At 63.2% G+C, this 19,843-nt stretch carries 14 protein-coding genes and 1 rRNA gene; 6 read left to right on the top strand and 9 right to left on the bottom strand.

Going from position 1 to position 19,843, the window contains the following annotated elements; genetic code table 11:
- Positions 1–210: 210 nt before the first annotated feature.
- Positions 211–1,914, top strand: a complete 1,704-nt coding sequence (locus ACUXH0_RS22890; RefSeq protein ID WP_012430454.1) for a M30 family zinc metallopeptidase — start codon at positions 211–213, stop codon at positions 1,912–1,914.
- 154 nt (positions 1,915–2,068) lie between these two features.
- On the opposite strand, the gene acnB is transcribed toward ACUXH0_RS22890, so the two are convergent.
- Complete coding sequence (acnB, locus tag ACUXH0_RS22885) at positions 2,069–4,654, bottom strand: bifunctional aconitate hydratase 2/2-methylisocitrate dehydratase (RefSeq protein ID WP_012430455.1); 2,586 nt, start codon at positions 4,652–4,654, stop codon at positions 2,069–2,071.
- A gap of 210 nt (positions 4,655–4,864) precedes the next feature.
- On the opposite strand from acnB, the gene fdxA reads away from it, so the two are divergent.
- Both fdxA and ACUXH0_RS22875 read left to right on the top strand, forming a co-directional pair.
- On the top strand, positions 4,865–5,203 hold the full coding sequence (gene fdxA / locus ACUXH0_RS22880; protein ID WP_012430456.1) for a ferredoxin FdxA: 339 nt from the start codon (positions 4,865–4,867) through the stop codon (positions 5,201–5,203).
- 29 nt (positions 5,204–5,232) lie between these two features.
- Positions 5,233–6,054 (top strand): crotonase/enoyl-CoA hydratase family protein, encoded by an 822-nt coding sequence (locus ACUXH0_RS22875; protein ID WP_012430457.1) that lies wholly within the window; start codon positions 5,233–5,235, stop codon positions 6,052–6,054.
- 28 nt (positions 6,055–6,082) lie between these two features.
- On the opposite strand, the gene ACUXH0_RS22870 is transcribed toward ACUXH0_RS22875, so the two are convergent.
- Positions 6,083–6,616, bottom strand: a complete 534-nt coding sequence (locus ACUXH0_RS22870; RefSeq protein ID WP_004633903.1) for an Mpo1 family 2-hydroxy fatty acid dioxygenase — start codon at positions 6,614–6,616, stop codon at positions 6,083–6,085.
- Positions 6,617–6,763: 147 nt separating this feature from the next.
- Between ACUXH0_RS22870 and ACUXH0_RS22865 the strand changes: the two genes are divergently transcribed.
- Together ACUXH0_RS22865 and fusA are read left to right on the top strand one after the other, a co-directional pair.
- Complete coding sequence (locus tag ACUXH0_RS22865; RefSeq protein ID WP_012430458.1) at positions 6,764–7,495, top strand: Crp/Fnr family transcriptional regulator; 732 nt, start codon at positions 6,764–6,766, stop codon at positions 7,493–7,495.
- A 129-nt stretch (positions 7,496–7,624) separates the two neighbouring features.
- On the top strand, positions 7,625–9,727 hold the full coding sequence (gene fusA / locus ACUXH0_RS22860; RefSeq protein ID WP_004633899.1) for an elongation factor G: 2,103 nt from the start codon (positions 7,625–7,627) through the stop codon (positions 9,725–9,727).
- A gap of 279 nt (positions 9,728–10,006) precedes the next feature.
- Here fusA and ACUXH0_RS22855 read toward each other — a convergent pair whose 3' ends face one another.
- Positions 10,007–11,164 (bottom strand): SLC13 family permease, encoded by a 1,158-nt coding sequence (locus ACUXH0_RS22855; RefSeq protein WP_137910854.1) that lies wholly within the window; start codon positions 11,162–11,164, stop codon positions 10,007–10,009.
- A gap of 141 nt (positions 11,165–11,305) precedes the next feature.
- A complete protein-coding gene (locus ACUXH0_RS22850) occupies positions 11,306–11,839 on the bottom strand; it encodes a helix-turn-helix domain-containing protein (protein ID WP_004633895.1) in 534 nt (177 codons plus the stop codon).
- Positions 11,840–12,068: 229 nt separating this feature from the next.
- Between ACUXH0_RS22850 and ACUXH0_RS22845 the strand changes: the two genes are divergently transcribed.
- The gene (locus ACUXH0_RS22845; protein ID WP_157039912.1) at positions 12,069–12,227 is read left to right on the top strand and encodes a hypothetical protein; all 159 of its coding nucleotides are present in this window, start codon (positions 12,069–12,071) and stop codon (positions 12,225–12,227) included.
- 136 nt (positions 12,228–12,363) lie between these two features.
- On the opposite strand, the gene ACUXH0_RS22840 is transcribed toward ACUXH0_RS22845, so the two are convergent.
- The 5 genes from ACUXH0_RS22840 to rrf all read right to left on the bottom strand — a co-directional run.
- Positions 12,364–15,603: an error-prone DNA polymerase gene (locus ACUXH0_RS22840; protein ID WP_012430460.1), complete on the bottom strand. Its 3,240-nt coding sequence runs from the start codon at positions 15,601–15,603 to the stop codon at positions 12,364–12,366.
- A gap of 7 nt (positions 15,604–15,610) precedes the next feature.
- Positions 15,611–17,194: a Y-family DNA polymerase gene (locus ACUXH0_RS22835; RefSeq protein ID WP_012430461.1), complete on the bottom strand. Its 1,584-nt coding sequence runs from the start codon at positions 17,192–17,194 to the stop codon at positions 15,611–15,613.
- Positions 17,127–18,083 carry a translesion DNA synthesis-associated protein ImuA gene (gene imuA, locus ACUXH0_RS22830; protein WP_012430462.1) on the bottom strand — a complete coding sequence of 319 codons (957 nt, stop codon included), beginning with the start codon at positions 18,081–18,083 and terminating at the stop codon, positions 17,127–17,129. Before imuA ends, ACUXH0_RS22835 begins: the two co-directional genes overlap by 68 nt.
- Before the next feature lie 195 nt (positions 18,084–18,278).
- Positions 18,279–18,815 carry an HAD domain-containing protein gene (locus ACUXH0_RS22825; protein ID WP_182594698.1) on the bottom strand — a complete coding sequence of 179 codons (537 nt, stop codon included), beginning with the start codon at positions 18,813–18,815 and terminating at the stop codon, positions 18,279–18,281.
- Between the two features lie 942 nt (positions 18,816–19,757).
- Positions 19,758–19,843, bottom strand: a 5S ribosomal RNA gene (gene rrf / locus ACUXH0_RS22820); the annotation flags it as partial.

Below are 19,843 nucleotides of genomic sequence, written 5' to 3'. Positions count from 1 at the left end.
CTACATCCCGCAGCTACGACTTTTTCAACCTTTTCGCCAACGCAAACTTTGCGCACCCCCACATCGGGGGGAATTGAGGGCTGTGAAGCCATCATTTCCACGGATCGAATCCGCCACTTCACCTTGAGAATCCGTCCGCGTGTTGCGTCTGGGCGGTCACGAGCCGCGCTCGCGCAGGCTTTCGGTATTTGCGGATTTGGAGAGAAGTGGATGAAACGCAGCAGCAACAACGTACGCGGCAAAAAGCAATGGACCATCGTGATGATGGTGGCAGTAGTGGGCGCCCTGGCCGCATGTGGCGGAGGCGGCGGTGGCGGCAGTTCGGGGGCCACCCCGGCGGCCACGCAAAGCTCGTCCGCCAATATCACCGTGGCATCGGCATGCAGCGGGGCAAACTGCGGCGCGCTGGGCAATACCTACGCCGGCTCCGGCGTGGGCGTGTGGCAAGCGACCAATACGGGCGGATCGGCCGGCACGGTTCCGGTGTCGATCGCGGGGCTCACGGGCCAAAGCGTGACGCTCGTCTACACCAACCAGAGTGCGGCGGCGCAGCCGATGCCGTCCGTCTCGCTCTCGGGCCTGGGGCTGCTGAACGCCACCGGCACGCCGGTCCCCAAGACTGCCGCCGACGCGGCAGGCAATGACGCGAACGCCGCGTTCGACCGGCAGCTTTCCGATTTCAACATCCATGCGCTGGACGGCTATGCCACCGGCGCCGGCCCGCTCAAGACGCAAGGCGCCTCCAACGATACGGTGCTGCGCCCGCAGTCGGTGGCCAGCGTCGGCACACAGCGCACATGGAACCACCAGCAGCCGGACGGCACCGCCACCGTGCGCACGGCCACGCTGCGCCAGCAAGCCACGGCCACCGACGGCCGCATCGTCAACCTGTGGGTGGAAAACACCGAATACGGCTCCAGCAAGATCAGCGACGGTATCGTCAATACGCTCATCACCAAGTTTGCTTCGGGCACGCAGTCGGTCTATACGCTGGCCACTTCGTTGGTCGGCCAGCCGTGGGGCAGCTACTCCAGCTCCGCCAGCCTGATCGACCCGAACCAGGCGCTCGACATCGTGGTGCTGAACATCCAGCCCGACGGCCAGGCCTACGGCCGCGTCGGCTACTTCTGGGCGCGCAACAACTTCACCACCAGCTCGCAGCCGCTGTCCAACCAGTCGCTGTCGCTCTATGTGGATTCGGAAACCATCTACCTGGGCGGCACCGACGGTCTGAACACCGTCATCTCGACGCTCGGCCATGAATTCACGCACATGGCCAACTTCTATCAGCGCGGCGTGCTGCACGGCTCGCAGTACATGTACGGCACGTGGCTGGAAGAAATGACGGCGATGACGATGGAGGATGTGCTCTCCAGCCAGATCGATCCGAGCTTCAACAACGTGCGCGACAGCCGCTTCCCGGCCTGGCTACAAAGCGCTTACGATTGCTCGCTCACGGCGTTCGATCCGTCGCTGTCATCGTCGTGCCCTGGGTATCCGATTTCGGGCAGCCTGGGCGGCTTCCTGCTGCGCCAGTACGGCATTGCGTACTACACGAATCTGCTGCAGAACTTCTCGTCGACGGATTCGGCTTCGGTGCTGAGCAACGCCATCCAGGCCGGCGGCGGCGCAGGCCTGGGCGATGCAACGGGCCGCTGGGGCACGGCGGTCGCGCTGCTTCCGGTACCGGGCAGCCCGTCGGGCTTCGCGTATCCGGCTCGCTCGGACAGCGGCTTCTCGATCCCGGCGCTGAACGGCCCCAGCTATACCAGCCAGCGCTCCATGCCGACGTCCGTGCCGGCCACGCTGCAAGGCTTCGGTCAGTTTCCGGTGGCGCGCGGCACGAAGGCCGGCACGTACAGCGAGACGATCACGGTGCCGGCGTATTCCACGGTGTCGATCATTATCCACTGACACCACGCGGCTTAGGCAGCCGGGCCCTTTCGGGTTCCCGCCAGCGGCAGAATCCGGCGAAGCATCAAAACAAAAGGCGCCGGGGGCATTCCACCCCCGGCGCCTTTGCACTTCACTACGTCAGGTAGGACCCGACGCAGTCACGACAACACGTTTACATCTGCACGGTGTCGGCCACTTCCTTGAAGTCTTCGATCTGGTCGAAGTTCATGTACTGGTAGATCTTGTCACCGTTCGCGGTGAGCACGCCCATGTCGGCCATGTATTCTTCCTTGGTCGGGATCTTGCCCAGACGCGAGCAGATCGCTGCCAGTTCCGCCGAGCCAAGGTACACGTTCGTGTTCTTGCCCAGACGGTTCGGGAAGTTACGGGTCGACGTCGACATGACCGTTGCACCTTCGCGCACCTGTGCCTGGTTACCCATGCACAGCGAGCAGCCCGGCATTTCGGTACGCGCACCGGCCGTGCCGAACACGCCGTAGTGACCTTCTTCGGTCAGCTGCTTCTGGTCCATCTTGGTCGGCGGGGCCACCCACAGCTTGACCGGAATGTCGCGCTTGCCTTCGAGCAGCTTCGACGCGGCACGGAAGTGACCGATGTTGGTCATGCACGAGCCGATGAACACTTCGTCGATGGTCGCGCCGGCCACGTCGGACAGCGTCTTCACGTCGTCCGGGTCGTTCGGGCAGGCCACGATCGGCTCGTGGATGTCGGCCAGGTCGATCTCGATGACGGCGGCGTATTCGGCATCGGCATCCGGTTGCAGCAGTTGCGGATCCGCCAGCCAAGCTTCCATCGCCTTGATGCGGCGCTGCAGGCTGCGGGCATCCTGGTAGCCTTGCGCGATCATCCACTTGAGCAGCGTGATGTTGCTGTTCAGGTATTCGATGATCGGCTCCTTGTTCAGGTGCACCGTGCAACCTGCGGCCGAACGCTCAGCCGATGCATCCGACAGCTCGAACGCTTGCTCGACCTTCAGGTCAGGCAGGCCTTCGATTTCGAGGATGCGGCCCGAGAAGATGTTCTTCTTGCCTTGCTTGGCGACCGTCAGCATGCCCTGCTTGATCGCGTACAGCGGAATCGCGTTGACCAGATCACGCAGCGTGACGCCCGGCTGCATCTTCCCCTTGAAGCGGACAAGCACCGATTCCGGCATGTCCAGCGGCATCGTGCCGGTGGCTGCCGCGAAGGCGACCAGGCCCGAACCCGCCGGGAAGCTGATGCCGATCGGGAAGCGCGTGTGCGAGTCGCCGCCGGTGCCGACGGTGTCGGGCAGCAGCATGCGGTTCAGCCACGAGTGGATCACGCCGTCGCCCGGGCGCAGAGCGATGCCGCCGCGCGTGCTGATGAAGTTCGGCAGCGTCTGGTGCGTCTTCACGTCCACCGGCTTCGGATACGCGGCGGTGTGGCAGAACGACTGCATCACCAGGTCGGCCGAGAAGCCGAGGCACGCCAGATCCTTCAGTTCGTCGCGGGTCATCGGGCCCGTGGTGTCTTGCGAGCCGACCGAGGTCATCTTCGGTTCGCAGTACGTGCCCGGACGGATGCCCTGGCCTTCCGGCAGGCCGCACGCGCGGCCAACCATCTTCTGCGCCAGCGAGAAGCCCTTGCCGCTGTCGGCCGGCAGGTGCGGCAGGCGGAACAGCGTCGACGGTGCGAGGCCCAGCGCTTCACGGGCCTTGGCGGTCAGGCCGCGGCCGATGATCAGCGGAATGCGGCCGCCGGCGCGCACTTCGTCGAACAGCACGTCGGACTTGACCTGGAATTCGGCGATGACCTTGCCGTCCTTCAGTGCCTTGCCTTCGTACGGGCGCAGTTCGACCACGTCGCCCATGTTCATTTGCGACACGTCGAGTTCGATCGGCAGCGCGCCGGCGTCTTCCATCGTGTTGTAGAAGATCGGGGCGATCTTGCCGCCGAGGCACACGCCGCCGAAGCGCTTGTTCGGGACGAACGGAATGTCTTCACCCGTGAACCACAGCACCGAGTTGGTGGCCGACTTGCGCGAGGAGCCGGTGCCGACCACGTCGCCCACATAGGCGACGAGATGACCCTTTTCCTTCAGCGATTCGATGAACTTGACCGGGCCGCGCTTGCCGTCTTCTTCCGGCGTGATGCCGGGGCGTGCGTTCTTCAGCATCGCCAGTGCGTGCATCGGGATGTCCGGGCGGGTGGTGGCGTCCGGTGCCGGCGACAGGTCGTCGGTGTTGGTTTCGCCCGTTACCTTGAACACGGTGATGGTCAGGCTTTCCGGCACTTCCGGACGGCTCGTAAACCATTCGGCGTCGGCCCAGCTTTGCAGCACGGCGCGCGCGTTGGCGTTGCCCTTGTCGGCGAGTTCCTTCACATCGTGGAACTGGTCGAACATCAGCAGCGTCTTCTTCAACGCTTCTGCGGCGGTAGCGCCCACTTCGGCGTCAGCCAGCAGTTCGATCAGCGGCTGGATGTTGTAGCCGCCCAGCATCGTGCCGAGCAGCTCGGTGGCGTGGGCACGCGAAATCAGCGCGCAGGCGGTCTCGCCCTTGGCTACGGCGGCCAGGAAGCCGGCCTTCACCCGGGCGGCTTCGTCCACGCCTGCGGGCACGCGATGGGTGATCAGGTCGACCAGGGTCTGCTCTTCGCCAGCGGGCGGATTGGTCAGCAGTTCGACCAGTTCGGCGGTCTGTTGAGCCGTCAGCGGCAACGGGGGAATACCGAGCGCGGCGCGAGCGGCCACGTGAGCGCGATAGTTTTCAAGCATGGAAGACCTGCTGAGATGACGTTACAGGGGAATCTTTTCGGGCACCCGAAGGTGTTCCGGGCGCCGCTTGGGCGCGATTCTAATCGCAATACCCCAGACGGTCAAATGTCTTATATCTTATATAAGAGTTAAACGGGCAAACCGCCCTCGTTGGATCCGATGCCGCATAATTGCGGACGAGTTCCCAACCGGTCCCGACCCTCGCCCGCAATGCCATATGTAGTCACCGAATCCTGCATCCAATGCAAATACACCGACTGCGTCGCCGTCTGCCCCATGGACTGCTTCCACGCAGGTCCCAATTTCCTGGTGATCGATCCGGATGAATGCATCGATTGCTCGATCTGCGTACCTGAGTGCCCGGTGGGCGCGATCTACCCGGCTGCCGAAGTGCCGGCCGATCAGCAGGACTTCATCGCACTGAATGCACAGCTCTCGCGCCGCGCCGACTGGCCCCGGCTGACCAAGGTGCAACCGCCGCTGCCCGATCATGCGCACTGGGCGCAGGTGAAGGACAAGCGCGATGCATTGGTCATCGCTCTCGATTGATTCGACTCTCTCGCACAGAACACCTCTTCATGACTGACCGCATCCTGCTCAGCATCGACGCCGGCGTGGCTGAAGTCCGGCTCAACCGCCCCGAGAAAATGAACGCCATCGACCCGGCCATGTTCGAAGCGCTCGTGACCGTTGGTAAACGCCTGATGAACGAGGCCGATCTTCGCGCAGTCGTGCTGTCCGGAGAGGGTCGCGCCTTCTGCGCGGGCCTCGACATGGCGAGCATGGCAGGCCTGGCCAGCAACGACGCCGGTTCAGGCATCAGCGCCGGCCGTCTTGCCAAGCGCACGCATGGGGCGGCCAATCTGCCGCAGTACGCCTGCACGGTATGGCGTGATCTGCCGGTGCCTGTGCTGGCTGCAGTGCATGGTGTCGCTTACGGCGGCGGCCTGCAGATCGCGCTGGGCGCCGACGTGCGCTACGTGGCGGCCGACACGCGCCTGTCGGTCATGGAAATCAAATGGGGTCTGGTGCCCGACATGGGCGGCATGGCGCTCACGCGTGGCCTGGTCCGCGCGGATCGGCTGCGCGAGCTGATCTACAGCGGTCGTGTCGTCAACGGCGAAGAAGCGTTCGCCCTGGGGCTGGCGACGCACGTTGTGGACGATCCGCGCGCGGCGGCGCTGGCGGCGGCGCGCGACATTGCCCAGAAGAGTCCCGACGCCATCCGTGCAGGCAAGCGCTTGATGCGAGTTGCGGAAGACGGCGACACCCCTGCCATTCTGCTGGCCGAGTCGGTCGAGCAGGACCGGCTGATCGGCACGGTCAATCAGCGCGAGGCGGTGCTGGCCGGCATGCAGAATCGCGCACCGGTTTTTCAACCGGCCGCGAAGTCCGAATAGAAATTAGAAATAGCCTGGGGCTGGCAGCTCAGGCGGTGGCGTGCTTGACCGCCATCGCGGCGCGCATGGCGTGCGAGCGGCTGACCACCTCGTCACGCAGCTTCGCGCGCAAACCCAGGGCAAACGCTGTCTCGGCCACCAGGAACAGCGGCCCAATCACCAGGCCCGCCAGATCGTCGACGAACGCCGGCTTACGTCCTTCGTAGTAGTGGCCGACAAACTGGATGATCCAGCCGATCACGAACAGGCCGATGCCCACTGACAACCAGGCCGCCGTCGAATGTGCGGCCACGTGGTTGCCCGCCCACACGCACACGGCAATCAGCGCAAACATCACCACGCCGAACATCGCGTCCAAACGCAGGTAGAACAGCGTCGTCAGCGCCAGCACGAGCAGTGCCGGTGTTACGGCCACGCCAGACAGGTCTGCCAGCACGGGCCGCGACAGCAACACCGCAACCGCCAGCACAATCGCCGGAATGCCGACAAAGTGCGTGGCGATATTGCGGCCGTCCTGGTGGTAAGCGGCGTAGTTGGAAAGATGGTCAGACAGGGTGCGCATGAAGGTCTCCGGTTTTTGTGCGCTTGCAGCATGGACGCTTCAGCCGCACGCTCGTTATGATCGTTTCATCCTAGTCAGTGGATGGCACGCCGCTCTGTCGCGTAGCCGACACATTCGACGTTTCCGAAGCGCTCTTCAGCCGCCCCCATGGACCACCCCGTCGCCACATCCGGCACGCTGGACGCCCGCTCGTACCGCGAACGCCTGCACGCCAGCAGCTGGTTCGGCACGCTCGGGGCAACCTTGCAAGACGCATTGATCGACATCGCGGCAGTGCGCCGCTTGGGCGCTGGGGAGATCCTCTTCCAGCGTGGCGACGCGCCCGACGGCCTCTACTGCGTGGTGGAAGGCACGATCCGCATCGGCGCCACCAGCGCAGACGGGCGCGAAGCGCTGCTGGCTGTACTGGAACCCGTCAACTGGTTTGGCGAGATCGGCGTGTTCGACCGCCAGCCCCGCACGCATGACGCCCGCGCCGACGGCCATACGACATTGCTGCATATGCCGCAGGCGGCGCTGATCGCCTTGCTGGATGGCTCGCCCGCGCTGCTGCATGCGTTTGCCCTGCTGCTGACTCACAAGCTGCGCCTGACATTCATCGTGCTGGAAGAGACCGCCCTCCTGCCCGCCCCCGTGCGTGTGGCGCGGCGCCTGCTACTGATGGCGGACGGCTACGGCGACCTGCGCCTGGGCACGCGGCGTGTGCTGCACGTGCCACAGGAGCAGCTTGCGCAATTGCTGTCACTGTCCCGGCAGACCGTGAATCAGGTTTTGAAGGAATTCGAAGCGCACGGCATCCTCAGGCTGGCTTACGGAGAAATCGAACTGCTGGACTTTGCGGGCCTGCATCGGCTTGCATACGAGGTGGGAAGGGGATGAAATCCCGGCCAATACCCCTAACATGCGATGCGTTAGGACCGATCCTATAATGTGTTCCCACTCGCACATTCGCCCTTCGCATGGTGCGGAGTTGGCGATGCGAGTGTCCTTCAACGGAAGAGAAACATCATGCCCCGCCAGACCCCCATCGAGCGCTATCGCAACATCGGCATCTCGGCGCACATCGACGCCGGCAAAACCACCACGACCGAGCGCATCCTGTTCTACACCGGGGTCAATCACAAGATAGGCGAGGTGCATGACGGCGCGGCCACGATGGACTGGATGGAGCAGGAGCAAGAGCGCGGCATCACCATCACGTCGGCGGCCACGCACTGCATGTGGCGCGGCATGGCCGGCAACTACCCCGAGCACCGCATCAACATCATCGACACCCCGGGCCACGTCGATTTCACCATCGAAGTGGAACGCTCCATGCGCGTGCTGGATGGCGCCTGCATGGTCTACGACTCGGTGGGCGGCGTGCAGCCGCAGTCAGAAACCGTCTGGCGCCAGGCCAACAAATACAAGGTGCCGCGCATCGCGTTCGTCAACAAGATGGACCGCATCGGCGCGGACTTCTTCCGCGTTGAGCGCCAGATGCGCGAGCGCCTGAAGGGCAACCCGGTGCCGATCCAGATTCCCGTTGGCGCGGAAGACGGCTTTCGCGGGGTGGTCGACCTCGTCAAGATGAAAGAGATCCTGTGGGACGATGCCTCGCAGGGCGTGAAGTTCGAGTACACCGACATCGACCCGGCGCTGCTGCCCATCGCGCAGGAATGGCGCGAAAAGATGGTCGAAGCCGCCGCAGAGGCGGATGAAGAACTGCTCAACAAATACCTCGGCGGAGAAGAGCTGACCGAGGAAGAGATCAAGCGCGCCCTGCGCAAACGCACCATCGCCGGCGAAATCCAGCCGATGCTGTGCGGCTCCGCCTTCAAGAACAAGGGCGTGCAGGCGATGCTCGACGCGGTGGTCGACTACCTGCCCTCGCCAGTGGACATTCCCGCCATCGAAGGCCACGGCGAGAAAGACGAGCCGCTGGAGCGCCACCCGAGCGACAGCGAGCCCTTCGCCGCCCTGGCCTTCAAGATCATGACCGACCCGTTCGTCGGCCAGCTCGCGTTCTTCCGCGTGTATTCGGGCAAGATCAACTCGGGCGACACGGTCTACAACTCGGTCAAGGGCAAGCGTGAGCGCCTGGGCCGGATCCTGCAGATGCACGCCAACCAGCGCGAAGAGATCAAGGAAGTGCTGGCAGGTGACATCGCCGCCGCGGTGGGCCTGAAAGACGTGACGACCGGTGAAACGCTGTGCGATCCGGAGCACGTCATCGTGCTGGAGCGCATGGAATTTCCGGAGCCCGTCATCAGCCAGGCCGTGGAGCCCAAGACCAAGGCCGACCAGGAAAAGATGGGCATCGCCCTGAACCGCCTGGCGCAAGAAGACCCGTCGTTCCGAGTGAAGACCGACGAGGAATCCGGCCAGACCATCATTTCAGGCATGGGCGAGCTGCACCTGGAAATCCTGGTCGACCGCATGAAGCGCGAGTTTGGCGTGGAAGCCACCGTCGGCAAGCCGCAGGTGGCCTACCGCGAAACCATCAAGAAGGCTGCTGAAGACGTCGAAGGCAAGTTCGTCAAGCAATCCGGCGGACGCGGTCAGTATGGCCATGCGGTCATCACGCTGGAGCCCAACGAGGGCAAGGGCTACGAGTTCGTCGACGAGATCAAGGGCGGCGTGATCCCGCGCGAGTTCATCCCGGCGGTGGACAAGGGCATCCGTGACACGCTCAACACGGGCGTGCTCGCGGGTTACCCGGTGGTGGACGTCAAGGTGCGCCTGACCTTCGGCTCGTACCACGACGTGGATTCGAACGAAAACGCGTTCCGCATGGCCGGCTCGATGGCCTTCAAAGAGGCCATGCGCAAGGCCGGCCCCATCCTGCTCGAACCGATGATGGCCGTGGAAGTGGAAACGCCCGAAGACTACATGGGCAACGTGATCGGCGATCTGTCATCGCGGCGCGGCATGGTGCAAGGCACGGAAGACATTCCGGGCGGTGGCGGCAAGGTCGTGCATGCCGAGGTGCCGCTGGCCGAGATGTTCGGCTACTCCACCAACCTGCGTTCGCTCAGCCAGGGCCGTGCGACGTACACGATGGAGTTCAAGCACTACGCTGAAGCACCGCGCAACGTGTCGGAAGCCGTGATGGCAGCCAAGAAGGTCTGACGTTTTTTTGCTTCATCCGCTGCGGCCGCCGAGTGCGGCCGCAGTGCTGTGTGCGCTAGCCCGCAGGCAGGTTTTCTACGCAGAAATCGATAAACGCATGCACCTTCACCGGCAGGTAGCGACGCGACGGATACAGCGCGTACAACGCAAACCGCTCGTCTGGCCTCGATGCATTGCGTCTGCGCCTGTATGACGCGGACCGTGCCGCTATTGCCGCGTTGCGAAGACGTTGCGCTACGTACAACCGGCCTGTGCGCCCGATTGGGATGCCGTGCCCGCCTAACGCAGCCACATCAGCCACGCGTACACGATGCCCCCCGCAGCCAGGAGAAACGGCATCGAATACGCGTGAAACACCCACCACGCACGGCGGTCGCCCAGCATGCGCAACGCAATCAGGTTGGCCAACGACCCGATGAGCGTACCGAATCCGCCCACGCTTACCGCAAAGGCGATCATCGGCCAGTCATGCGAATACTCGGCCAGCAGGATCGCCGCCGGCACGTTGCTGATAATCTGCGACACGCCAATGCCGGCCCAGTACAGATGCATTGGATTGCTCAACGCCAGCGCATCCAGCGCCTGCCGCACAACGCCAAGCTGCGCCACCAGCCGCAGGTCAATGAACATCAGCATGAACACGAGCAGCAGGCCCCAGTCCACCCGCGCCAGCACATAGCGCGCACCGATCAGATACAGCACGATCAACCCGGCTGCCGCCACTAGCGGGTGGCCAAGATCGGTCAGCACCAGAAACGGCACGTACAGCGCGAGCGCCGGCACCAGCAGGCGCTTGTGTAATTCCACGTCGGCAGTTTCGGCATGCAGATGGATTTCGTGCGAGGCAAAGGCCAGCCACGTCACCACCAGCAGCAAGGCCATCAGGAGCACGACCATCGGCGCCATCTGCCAGACAAACGCGCCAAACGACAGCCCCGATTGATGCCACAGGAAGAGGTTCTGCGGATTGCCGATCGGCGTGAGTGCAGAACCCGCGTTGACCGCCAGCGCCTCGAATATCACCAGCCGCGCCACCGGCAAGCTGGCGACCTGCCGCAAGCCGACGGTGAGTGGCACGATGACGAACAACGCCACATCGTTGGTCAATACGGTGGACAGCGCTGCCGAAGCCGCTACCAGGCTGAGTGCAAGTACACGCTGGCTGCTGACCACTTCGACGAGGCGCCGGCCGAGCAGCTGCAGCATGCCGCTGGCCTCAACCGCCTTGGTCAGGATGAGCAAGCCGGCCAATGCGGCAATGGTGTGCCAGTCAATCAGCGCCGGATACTCAACAATGCGCTTGGGCGCCATGAGGGTCAGCGCGCCGCAAATGGCCAGCAACGACCAGAAGAAAACGTCTTGTTTGAGGTGGTGCCAGAACGGCGGGTGTTGCGGCACGGCTTTCGCCATCTGGTTGCGTGGCAGATCGCCGTTCATATGAAAGAAAAAGGAAACGTTGGCGCAAACGCGCGCAAATCAACCGGGCGCGGTTTGCGCGGCCGATTGTAGTGCGACTGCCTCCTGCGCTCAATCGCAAGCCGGGCGCTTGCGTGCCCGGCCTGTGCCAGAAGGATCCGCTTACGACTCGCGCGAACCCGAACCGCCCGGACGATCCGAGCCGCCCGACGAGCCGCCAGCGCCTGGGCGGTCCGAAGACGTCATGCGCGAGCGATCTTCTGCACTGCTGCCAGCATGCGGTGCGCCTTGCTGGCCGGCTTGGCTATGCGAGGCACCCGGATGATAGGCCGACTGCGGATGGCGCTCTGGCCCGCGGTATTGGCCCGCCAGGCCATGACCACCGCCCGTGCCGCCCATTGAACCTTGCTCCGAGCGCTCGTGGCCTGCTTCTGCCCCGCCGCCCGCTTGCGTTGGCTGCGTCGGGTGATTGGCAATCACGCGCTCGATCTCGGCGACGGCTTCTCGCGGCGCCAGAACGACCTCCAGCCCCAGCGCGCCGGCCACGGCCATCAGCGTCGACAGGCGGGGATCGGCACGACCGGATTCCGCGCGCAAATACGCTTCGCGAGAGATACCGGCCATCTTGGCGACATCTTCCTGTTTGAGCTTGCGCGACTTGCGCAGACTGTGTAACTGCTTGAAAGGCTGTTCCATCTGTTCGCTCCTGCACCTGAGATGGGAAACACCGCCGGGTCTGGACCCGAACGATGAGCGGAAAATATGCGGGTCGGGTGGCTGCACCTTCGTCCGCGGTCATACACAGCACGGCAACGGCGGCGGCTGTCATGTATGCACGCCGCTGCATAGGTTTTTGGGGGCGGCCTCCGTGATGTGTTTTCTACAGAGTAGACGTAATTTCAACTGCACCCAATATCGACGCGTGATGAAAGCGCATCTCATCAACCTGTTTATGGTGACAAGGCGGCTGCGGGTCAGTTCCCTCACAGATGCCGTTTTCTTCGCTTGGCAGGCCAAGTTTGTGACGCCTCAAGCGCAAATCCTTGCATCCGCATTGCGTTTCGTCGATCCGCGCTTGCCCTAACCACCAATCGGAGGGTGCCCGGCGGGAGAGAACCGCCTGTGCCTCCTGCGTCACGGTGGGGCGAGCGCGCGTGCCTCTCATCACGCAATTGCCGTGCCGAAGGTGACGCGGCGGTCAGTTGCCGGTGGACAGGAAATTAATGGAAGTCGCGGCTGGAAGTGGCGAGGCGCCCCAGAAGTGGGGTCAGATCCACCAGATGCTGGGCGACAAGGTGTCGGGTCTCGCGCTCACATTGCCATTTACCGTAGACGCCCAGCAACTGGGCGTTCAGCACTTCGCGTCGCTGACGCTCGATCAAGTGCGGCCAGAGGATGACGTTGATGGCGCCCGTCTCATCTTCAATGGAAACGAAGATCGTGCCGTTGGCCGTGCCCGGCCGCTGCCGCACCGTGACAATGCCGCAAGCGCGCGCCAGTTGCCCGTTGCGATAGCCGGCCAGCGTGGCGGCGGTGGCGAAACGCATGCGCTCGAGCCGTGCGCGCAGCAGCTCTACCGGATGGCTCTGCAACGACAATCCCAGGCTGCCGTAATCCGCCATCACCTCTTCGCCTATGGGCGGTGCAGGCAGTTCCAGCGGCGCTTCCACCGGACGAGCCTGGCGCAGCAGCGCGTGATCGTGGCCGGGCTCCTGCAGTGCGAGCGTTTGCCATAGCGCCTGACGACGGTGGCCGGCCAGCGACTTCAGCGCATTGGCGGCGGCCAGCACGTTCAAGTCGTGACGGTCGAGCGCGGCGCGATGGGCGAGATCCTCCACACTCGTAAATGGCGCTTGGGCGCGAGCCGCTTCGATACGCTCGGCAGCCGGCTTGCGCATGCCCCGAATGCGATTCAACCCGAGCCGGATATCGGGTTGCACTAGGCCATCTTCACCGGTCTCGCCATCGGCGCGGGGATGCAGCGTACTGTCCCATACGCTGGCCGTCACGTCCGCGGGCAGCACACGCACATGGCTGCGCCGCGCCTCCTGCACCAGTTGCGACGGTGAATAGAACCCCATCGGCTGACTGTTGAGCAACGCCGCAAAAAACGCCGCCGGCTCATGGCATTTCAGGAAGCTGCTGACGTAAGCCAGCTTGGCAAAGCCTGCCGCGTGGCTTTCGGGGAAGCCGTATTCGGCAAAACCTTCCATCTGTTTGCACAGCGCTTCGACAAAAGCAGGGTCGTAGCGCCTCTTGACGACCATCGCATGCACCAGGCGCTCCTGATGCTGCGTGAGATTCCCCTTGCGCTTCCAGGCGGCCATGTCGCGGCGCAGGCGGTCAGCATCATCCGCAGTGAAATCGCCGGCCTTCATGGCGATCTCCATCACCTGCTCCTGGAAGATCGGCACACCCAGCGTGCGTTCGAGCACGGCTTTCACCTCGGGGCCGGGGTAGGTCACGCAATCGGTGTTGCCATTGCGCTTTGCCTCGCGCCGCTGCAGATACGGGTGGACCATGCCGCCCTGGATCGGCCCCGGCCGTACGATGGCCACCTGGATCACCAAGTCGTAATACTCGCGCGGACGCAGACGCGGCAGCATCGATTGCTGCGCACGCGATTCGATCTGGAACACGCCGATGGTCTCGGCGCGGCAGATCATGTCGTAGGTTTCGGTATCGTCATCGGGCAGGTTCTGCATGGCGAGCTTGGCCGTCGCGCCGTAGTGCTCGCGCCGCCCGGGCAACGCATCGACCATGTCCAACGTGCGGCGAATGGCCGTCAGCATGCCCAGCGCCAGTACGTCCACCTTCAGCAGGCGCAGCGATTCGAGATCGTCTTTATCCCACTGGATGACGCGGCGGTTTTCCATCGCGGCGTTCTCGATCGGCACCAGGCGCGAAAGCTTGCCCTGCGCAATCACGAACCCGCCCACGTGCTGCGACAGATGGCGCGGAAAACCACGCAACTGATCCACCAGTTGCGCCCAGCGCAGCACCAACGGTGATTCCGGATCCAGACCTTGCTGGCCTGCGCGCTGCGCAAATTCCTTACGGCTATCCCACCACGCCTGCCCCTTGGCCACCTGCTCGACGATGCCCAGGTCGATACCCAACGCGCGACCGACGTCACGCAGTGCGCTACGCGTGCGGTAAGTGATGAGCGCTGCTGCCAGCGCTGTACGTGTCACACCGTATTTTTTGTAGATGTACTGGATGACCTCTTCGCGACGCTGATGCTCGAAATCGACGTCGATGTCGGGCGGCTCATTGCGCGCACGCGAAAGAAAGCGTGCGAACAGCGTGTTGCCGCTATCCGGGTTCACCTCGGTAATCCCCAGGCAATAGCACACCGCCGAGTTGGCCGCCGAACCTCGCCCCTGGCAGAGAATCCCTTCGTTGCGCGCGAACTTCACCACGTCATAGACGGTCAGGAAAAACGGCTCGTACCCCAGCTCGGCAATCAGTCCGAGTTCCTCCTCAATCTGCGCATGCACCTTCTCCGACACACCATTCGGATAGCGTCGCGCGGCGCCAGCGAACGTTTCGGCGCGCAGGTATTCCGCCGGCGTCATGCCTTCCGGCACGACTTCGCTCGGATATTCGTATTCGATTTCGTCGAGAGAAAAATTGCACAACGCGGCCAGCTCCACCGTGCGACGCAGGATCTTCTCGCCACCCTCGCCTTGATAGAGGAACGCGAGCTGCATGCGCGTGCGCATTGCTTGTTCAGCGCTGGGCGCAAGTTCCAAACCGCACTCGGAAAGCGGCTTGGATAGACGGATGGCGGTCAGCACGTCGTGCAGCGGTTTGCGTTGGCGCGTGTGCATCTGAACACCGCCGGTCGCGACCATGGGCACATCGATCTGTTCCGACACCGCCAAGACCGTACCGCGATGGCGGTCATCCGCGTGCCGCAGCGGCAACTCCAGCGCAATCGATAGCCGATCCCCGAACACGCGTTGGCACCACCACGCCTGAGCCAACAGTTGCTGCGGGTCAGGATCGTAATCAGGCAGCAGAATCGCCAGGCAATCGGGCGCGCCGCGCAGGTGCGCGAGTTCGCCTTGGGGCGAGGCCAAATCGTCAGCTAGCAAGCGGTATTCGCCCTTGGGTGCGGCCAACCGCGCGTGCGTGATGATTTCGCTCAGGTTGCCGTAACCCTCGATGTTCTGCGCCAGCAGCACCAGCCGCAGCCAAGGTTCGCCATCGGCATTGCGCACCGTGAAGCGACTGCCGATGATGAGCTTCAGTTCGTGCTCCTTCGAAGCCACAAGCGCCCGCGCGGTGCCTGCTACAGAGCATTCGTCAGTCAGCGCCAGTGCTTGATAACCGTAAAGTTTGGCGCGCTCCACCAGTTCGCTCGGGTGCGACGCGCCTGTCAGGAACGTGAAGTTGCTGATGCAATGCAGCTCGGCATAGTCGGGCAGAACGGGGAGAGGCGTGGCCGAAGTCATGACGTGCTTAACCGAACAAGCCGTGCAGATACCAGCGGGCGTCTTCCTCTCCCGCGTTAGCCTTGCCTGCGGAAACGCGCTCGCGATACACCCAGTAACGCTCGCCTTTTCCTCCCTCGACGATGAAGTAATCGCGCTTGATGAGGTCGTCGTCCCACCAGCCGGATTCAATGCGTTCGGGCATCGACACCAGCCGCAGCCGCCCGCGGTAATACGGATAATTCTGACGTGTCAGCAGCGGGATCGGCTTCTCCAGCAGCCACAGCGGCCGCTCCGGCTGTTGCGCGTGCCATTGCGCCAATGCCTGACGCGCCGCGGCACGGCTCTGCGCGGTAGTCGCGGCATTCACCTCGACCCAATGGTTGGCGCGCTCGGGGCGATGATCAGCACACGGCTGCGGGTGACGCACGTTCTCAGCGCCCAGCCTGGCGATCAGCGTGTCGATCAGGCGTGCAGCATCTTCAGCGCGACCACCTGGCTCGGGAAACAGCGACTCCGTGGGCGGCGCGAGCGGCGTAGCGTCGGTCACCGTCAGGCGTAGTTCGACCACTGGTGCGATCAGCGTGAGCCGATGCACGCGCTCATGCAGCACCCGCGACAAGTGCGCCAGCGTGCGAACCGGCTGTGCCAGCGCGATCTCCACCGGCGTGGACGAAGCGGCATCCTCACTGCTCCGGCCGCGCCGGCGTTCGTGCTCCAGCGTGAGTCGATATGTCTTGGCGCCCAATTGAAGCGCCGACAGCCAGCCGACCAGCTGCAACAACAATTGCTCCGAGGCTGCCAGCACACCTTCCGCGTTATCGATGCGACCTGACAATTCCAACGGCACATCAAAGCACAACGGCGCGGTGAACCACGTGAAGCTCTCGTGCCCGTTGCCATAAGCCGCGTCGAGCGTATCCATCAGCAACGGCCCGCAGCGCCGCCGCAATCCGCTACGCGGTAACTCGCGCAAATCGGACAGCGTGCGGCAGCCGAGGCCCTCAAGCCAATCAGGCCGTGTAAGACGCGCCACCGCATCGACCGGCAATTGATCAAGCAACGTCGACAACCGCTCCTGCCGCACCGCCCTCCGCACGCGCCCCTGACGGGCTGCTGTGCGACGCCGGCCACGTATCGGCGCCGGCTGTGCACTGGCAAGCCATGCCGCACCGCGCGCCGTCGGCCCGGTGCCAAGCTGCGGCACGGCACCCAACCGAAACGCGCAATACCTCACCGCCCGACACAGCGCGCGATGCCCACCGAACAGGCGCAAGCTGGCCTCCACCTCCAACAGGACAGTTGCCTCATCCACCACGTCCAACGTCACATGCGGCGTGAATGCCAGCAACGCCAGCGCCAGCGATTGCACCAACCGTGCCTCGGCCGCCACGTCACGGTCAAGCTGTATAGCGTGTGGTACCAATGCCTGCGCTCCCGCCCGGCGCAGGCCTGCATGTACGCCTTCGCGCATCGCCAAACGGTTGGCCGACACCACGCGCTCCTGCTCCAACACCACCACCGGCAAAGGCAGCGCGGCCGGATCAGACCACCGCGGTCGAAGCGCGTCGAGTGGGAGACGGGGCAGATGCACCGCGATCCAGAACGGCATGATCGGGAGTGTTTTGATCGGGAACGTCCGACAAAGCATCGAACGCAACAGAAGACGAAGGAGACGAAAGCGCCGCCAGCAATTGCGCCGTGGCCGGATCCATGATGAACGGCTCGACGGGCGGCACAGACAACGGACGCACAGAAGCGCGACCGGCCCGAAGCGGATCCGCCAACGGCAGCAGCAATGGAGATTCACGCAACGGCCCGCGCCGCTTGTGGAAGAGGATGGACAGCACATCGGCGCCAGCCGGCTCCAGCCCCAGCCGCAGCACCGCCGGCGACGACTCACGCTGCGCCTGGGCCGGCCGGAACAACCAGATGGCGCTCTCTCCCGCCTGGGCCAACACTTGCAGCCTGCGAAGCTCTCCTGGGCGTGCCCGGTTCAGCCAGACCAGTACTCCGCCGAAAGCCTTGCTGCGTAGAACCTGCTCGGCTGCCCACAGAAGGTCAGCGGGCTTGTCAGCCCGCACCCATACGATTTGTTCAGGAGAGAAATCCCAGCCCACCAGCCTCACTGCATTCGGCAGATGCGGTGGAGCAATCAGCGCGATGCGCCCTGCGCCCGTGCACAGCGTAGACAACGTCGGGCGCAGCAACCGGCATTCACCAATACCGGATTGTGGACACAGCAGTTCGGTCAATCCGCCGAGGGGCCAGCCACCACCGGGCAACTCGGCATTCAGTGAATCATATCCAGTGGTCAGAACGCGCCCGCCGCCTCGCGCCAGACGGCCTGCACTCCACAATGCGGGATGCAGCGTTTCCGGCAATGGCGCCGTCGAGGCTTTCGGCGCGGGCGAACGCAACCTAGACACCTCGCGCACGGCGGGGGCATGGCATTTCGCCACATCTTCGGCGATGAAAAGAGACGAGGACAACGCAAACATGGAAACGCCAAAGCAAGCGATGAATACTGTATGAATATACAGTATCACAGCTTTCCTTCAACGCGGGCTAGTTTTGCGTGAGCGTTTGGGAACGGACAAAAGTTATGTTCCCTGCGACAAAGTTCGTTTCCCTGGCGTGGAACGCCAAAGTTAGGGTGTCTGACGGCCTCGGCAGAAGGCACTTCGCCGACAAAGTTACCTTCCCCTGCCCCCGCAAACCCGTGCCAACCTTGCGCGAGCACCCGAGAAATATTTTCCGCACTGCTGAGCGAACCAGTGCTGTACCGCTACATCACCTAACCCCGCCATCGCCTGACAGTGAATGAGACGCGTGCGGCAAGACTCAAAACCATCTCGCCTGTCGTCCAGCGCGAGCCAATGGGTAAGCCGGTGTCTCGATACGTACTGAAGTACCTGGCGACCTCTGGACATCCCCAACCAATACAATGCGTCGTCGATGCTGCCATTGAATGTCGAACCTGAAACACGACGCCGAAGATCCTCGATTGGCAAAGCATCCCGAGCGATCTCAAAGCCAAACTTTGGCACCCAGTCCGTCGACAAGACCAGCTCAACGAGGGGATGAGGTTCGAGCAGTTGGGCTAGTAGACCGGCATATTCAAATAGCTCGATTTGGCCAGGAGCACTGCTGACAACGCCTCCTGGCGTCAGATACGAGTTGCCTCGATGCAATACCCCGTCGTAGTCAAGCAAGAGTACCTGTCTGGTCATAGTGCCTCGCTGTTCCCGCCCTACCTTCGTTGGACATTCCAGCACTGCGTGGGAAATCTCGCAACAGGGCCACCACACTTACCCTAATTTCCTTGCCACCACGCCTTCGGCGGGCTTCGCCGTGTCCATCACACGAGACTGACGTGAGGCTCTAGCAGAGGTTCTGCGCGAGGTCTCGCTACTTGCCGGGGCCCCTTTCAGCTTTGGTTTAGCCGGATCGACCGGATCATGTGTCTGTGCATACTTGGCCACATACACCTGTTGGTAATCCTGGTCCTGGCAGATGCAGGAGCCTGACGGATGCTTATCTGCAGGACGCGTCAGTTCGACAGGAAGGGGCTTCAACAGGTCCACTTGAGTGATGCGGCTTTGCGCGGCCCCACCCAGCGCGTGGCGTACGACCGCGGCCGCCAGAAGCACTCCCGCCAGGGCAGACTGGTGGGCCAGCGGCACATGGACGTCGGCGCGAGGCTTACCGACCCTCAACTATGAGCTGGAGGACCGGAATGGGCGGAATGCTAACCCCGCCTCTTCCTCGTCAAGCCAAGCACGGTGCCGCTGACCGCAGCCAAGGGAAAGTAACTTTGTTCTCGCGCGGGGCTGCATGTATGGCGCAAGGGAAAACATCTTTGCAAGCGACCCTTTAATCACTCGCCACGATGTTCCTGCAAATCAAATACTTAGAAAGCGCGCCAGGGAAGATAACTTTTGTCCACTACCACGTTGCCAGACGGCGATAGCAAAACACTGGAATGGAGGGGCTTTGAAGTAACCGCCACCCAAATTGACACGATTCCGACCAATAAAGCGTCTTATAAACCACTTTTTATTGGCGTGCGTTTGCGGCGAATAGAGGAACCTCGTTCAGCAAGCCAGTCGCGAACCGAGCCTCCAAAAGCAAACACCCCAGCTCTGTGTAAGAGCTGGGGTGTTGAGGGGAGAGCCTGGCGATGACCTACTTTCACACGGGAATCCGCACTATCATCGGCGCGGAGTCGTTTCACGGTCCTGTTCGGGATGGGAAGGGG

Source organism: Ralstonia sp. 110700041-2 (assembly GCF_056280165.1).
Note: the sequence above shows the minus strand (reverse complement) of the source record. Positions and strands in the feature narration are given on the sequence as shown.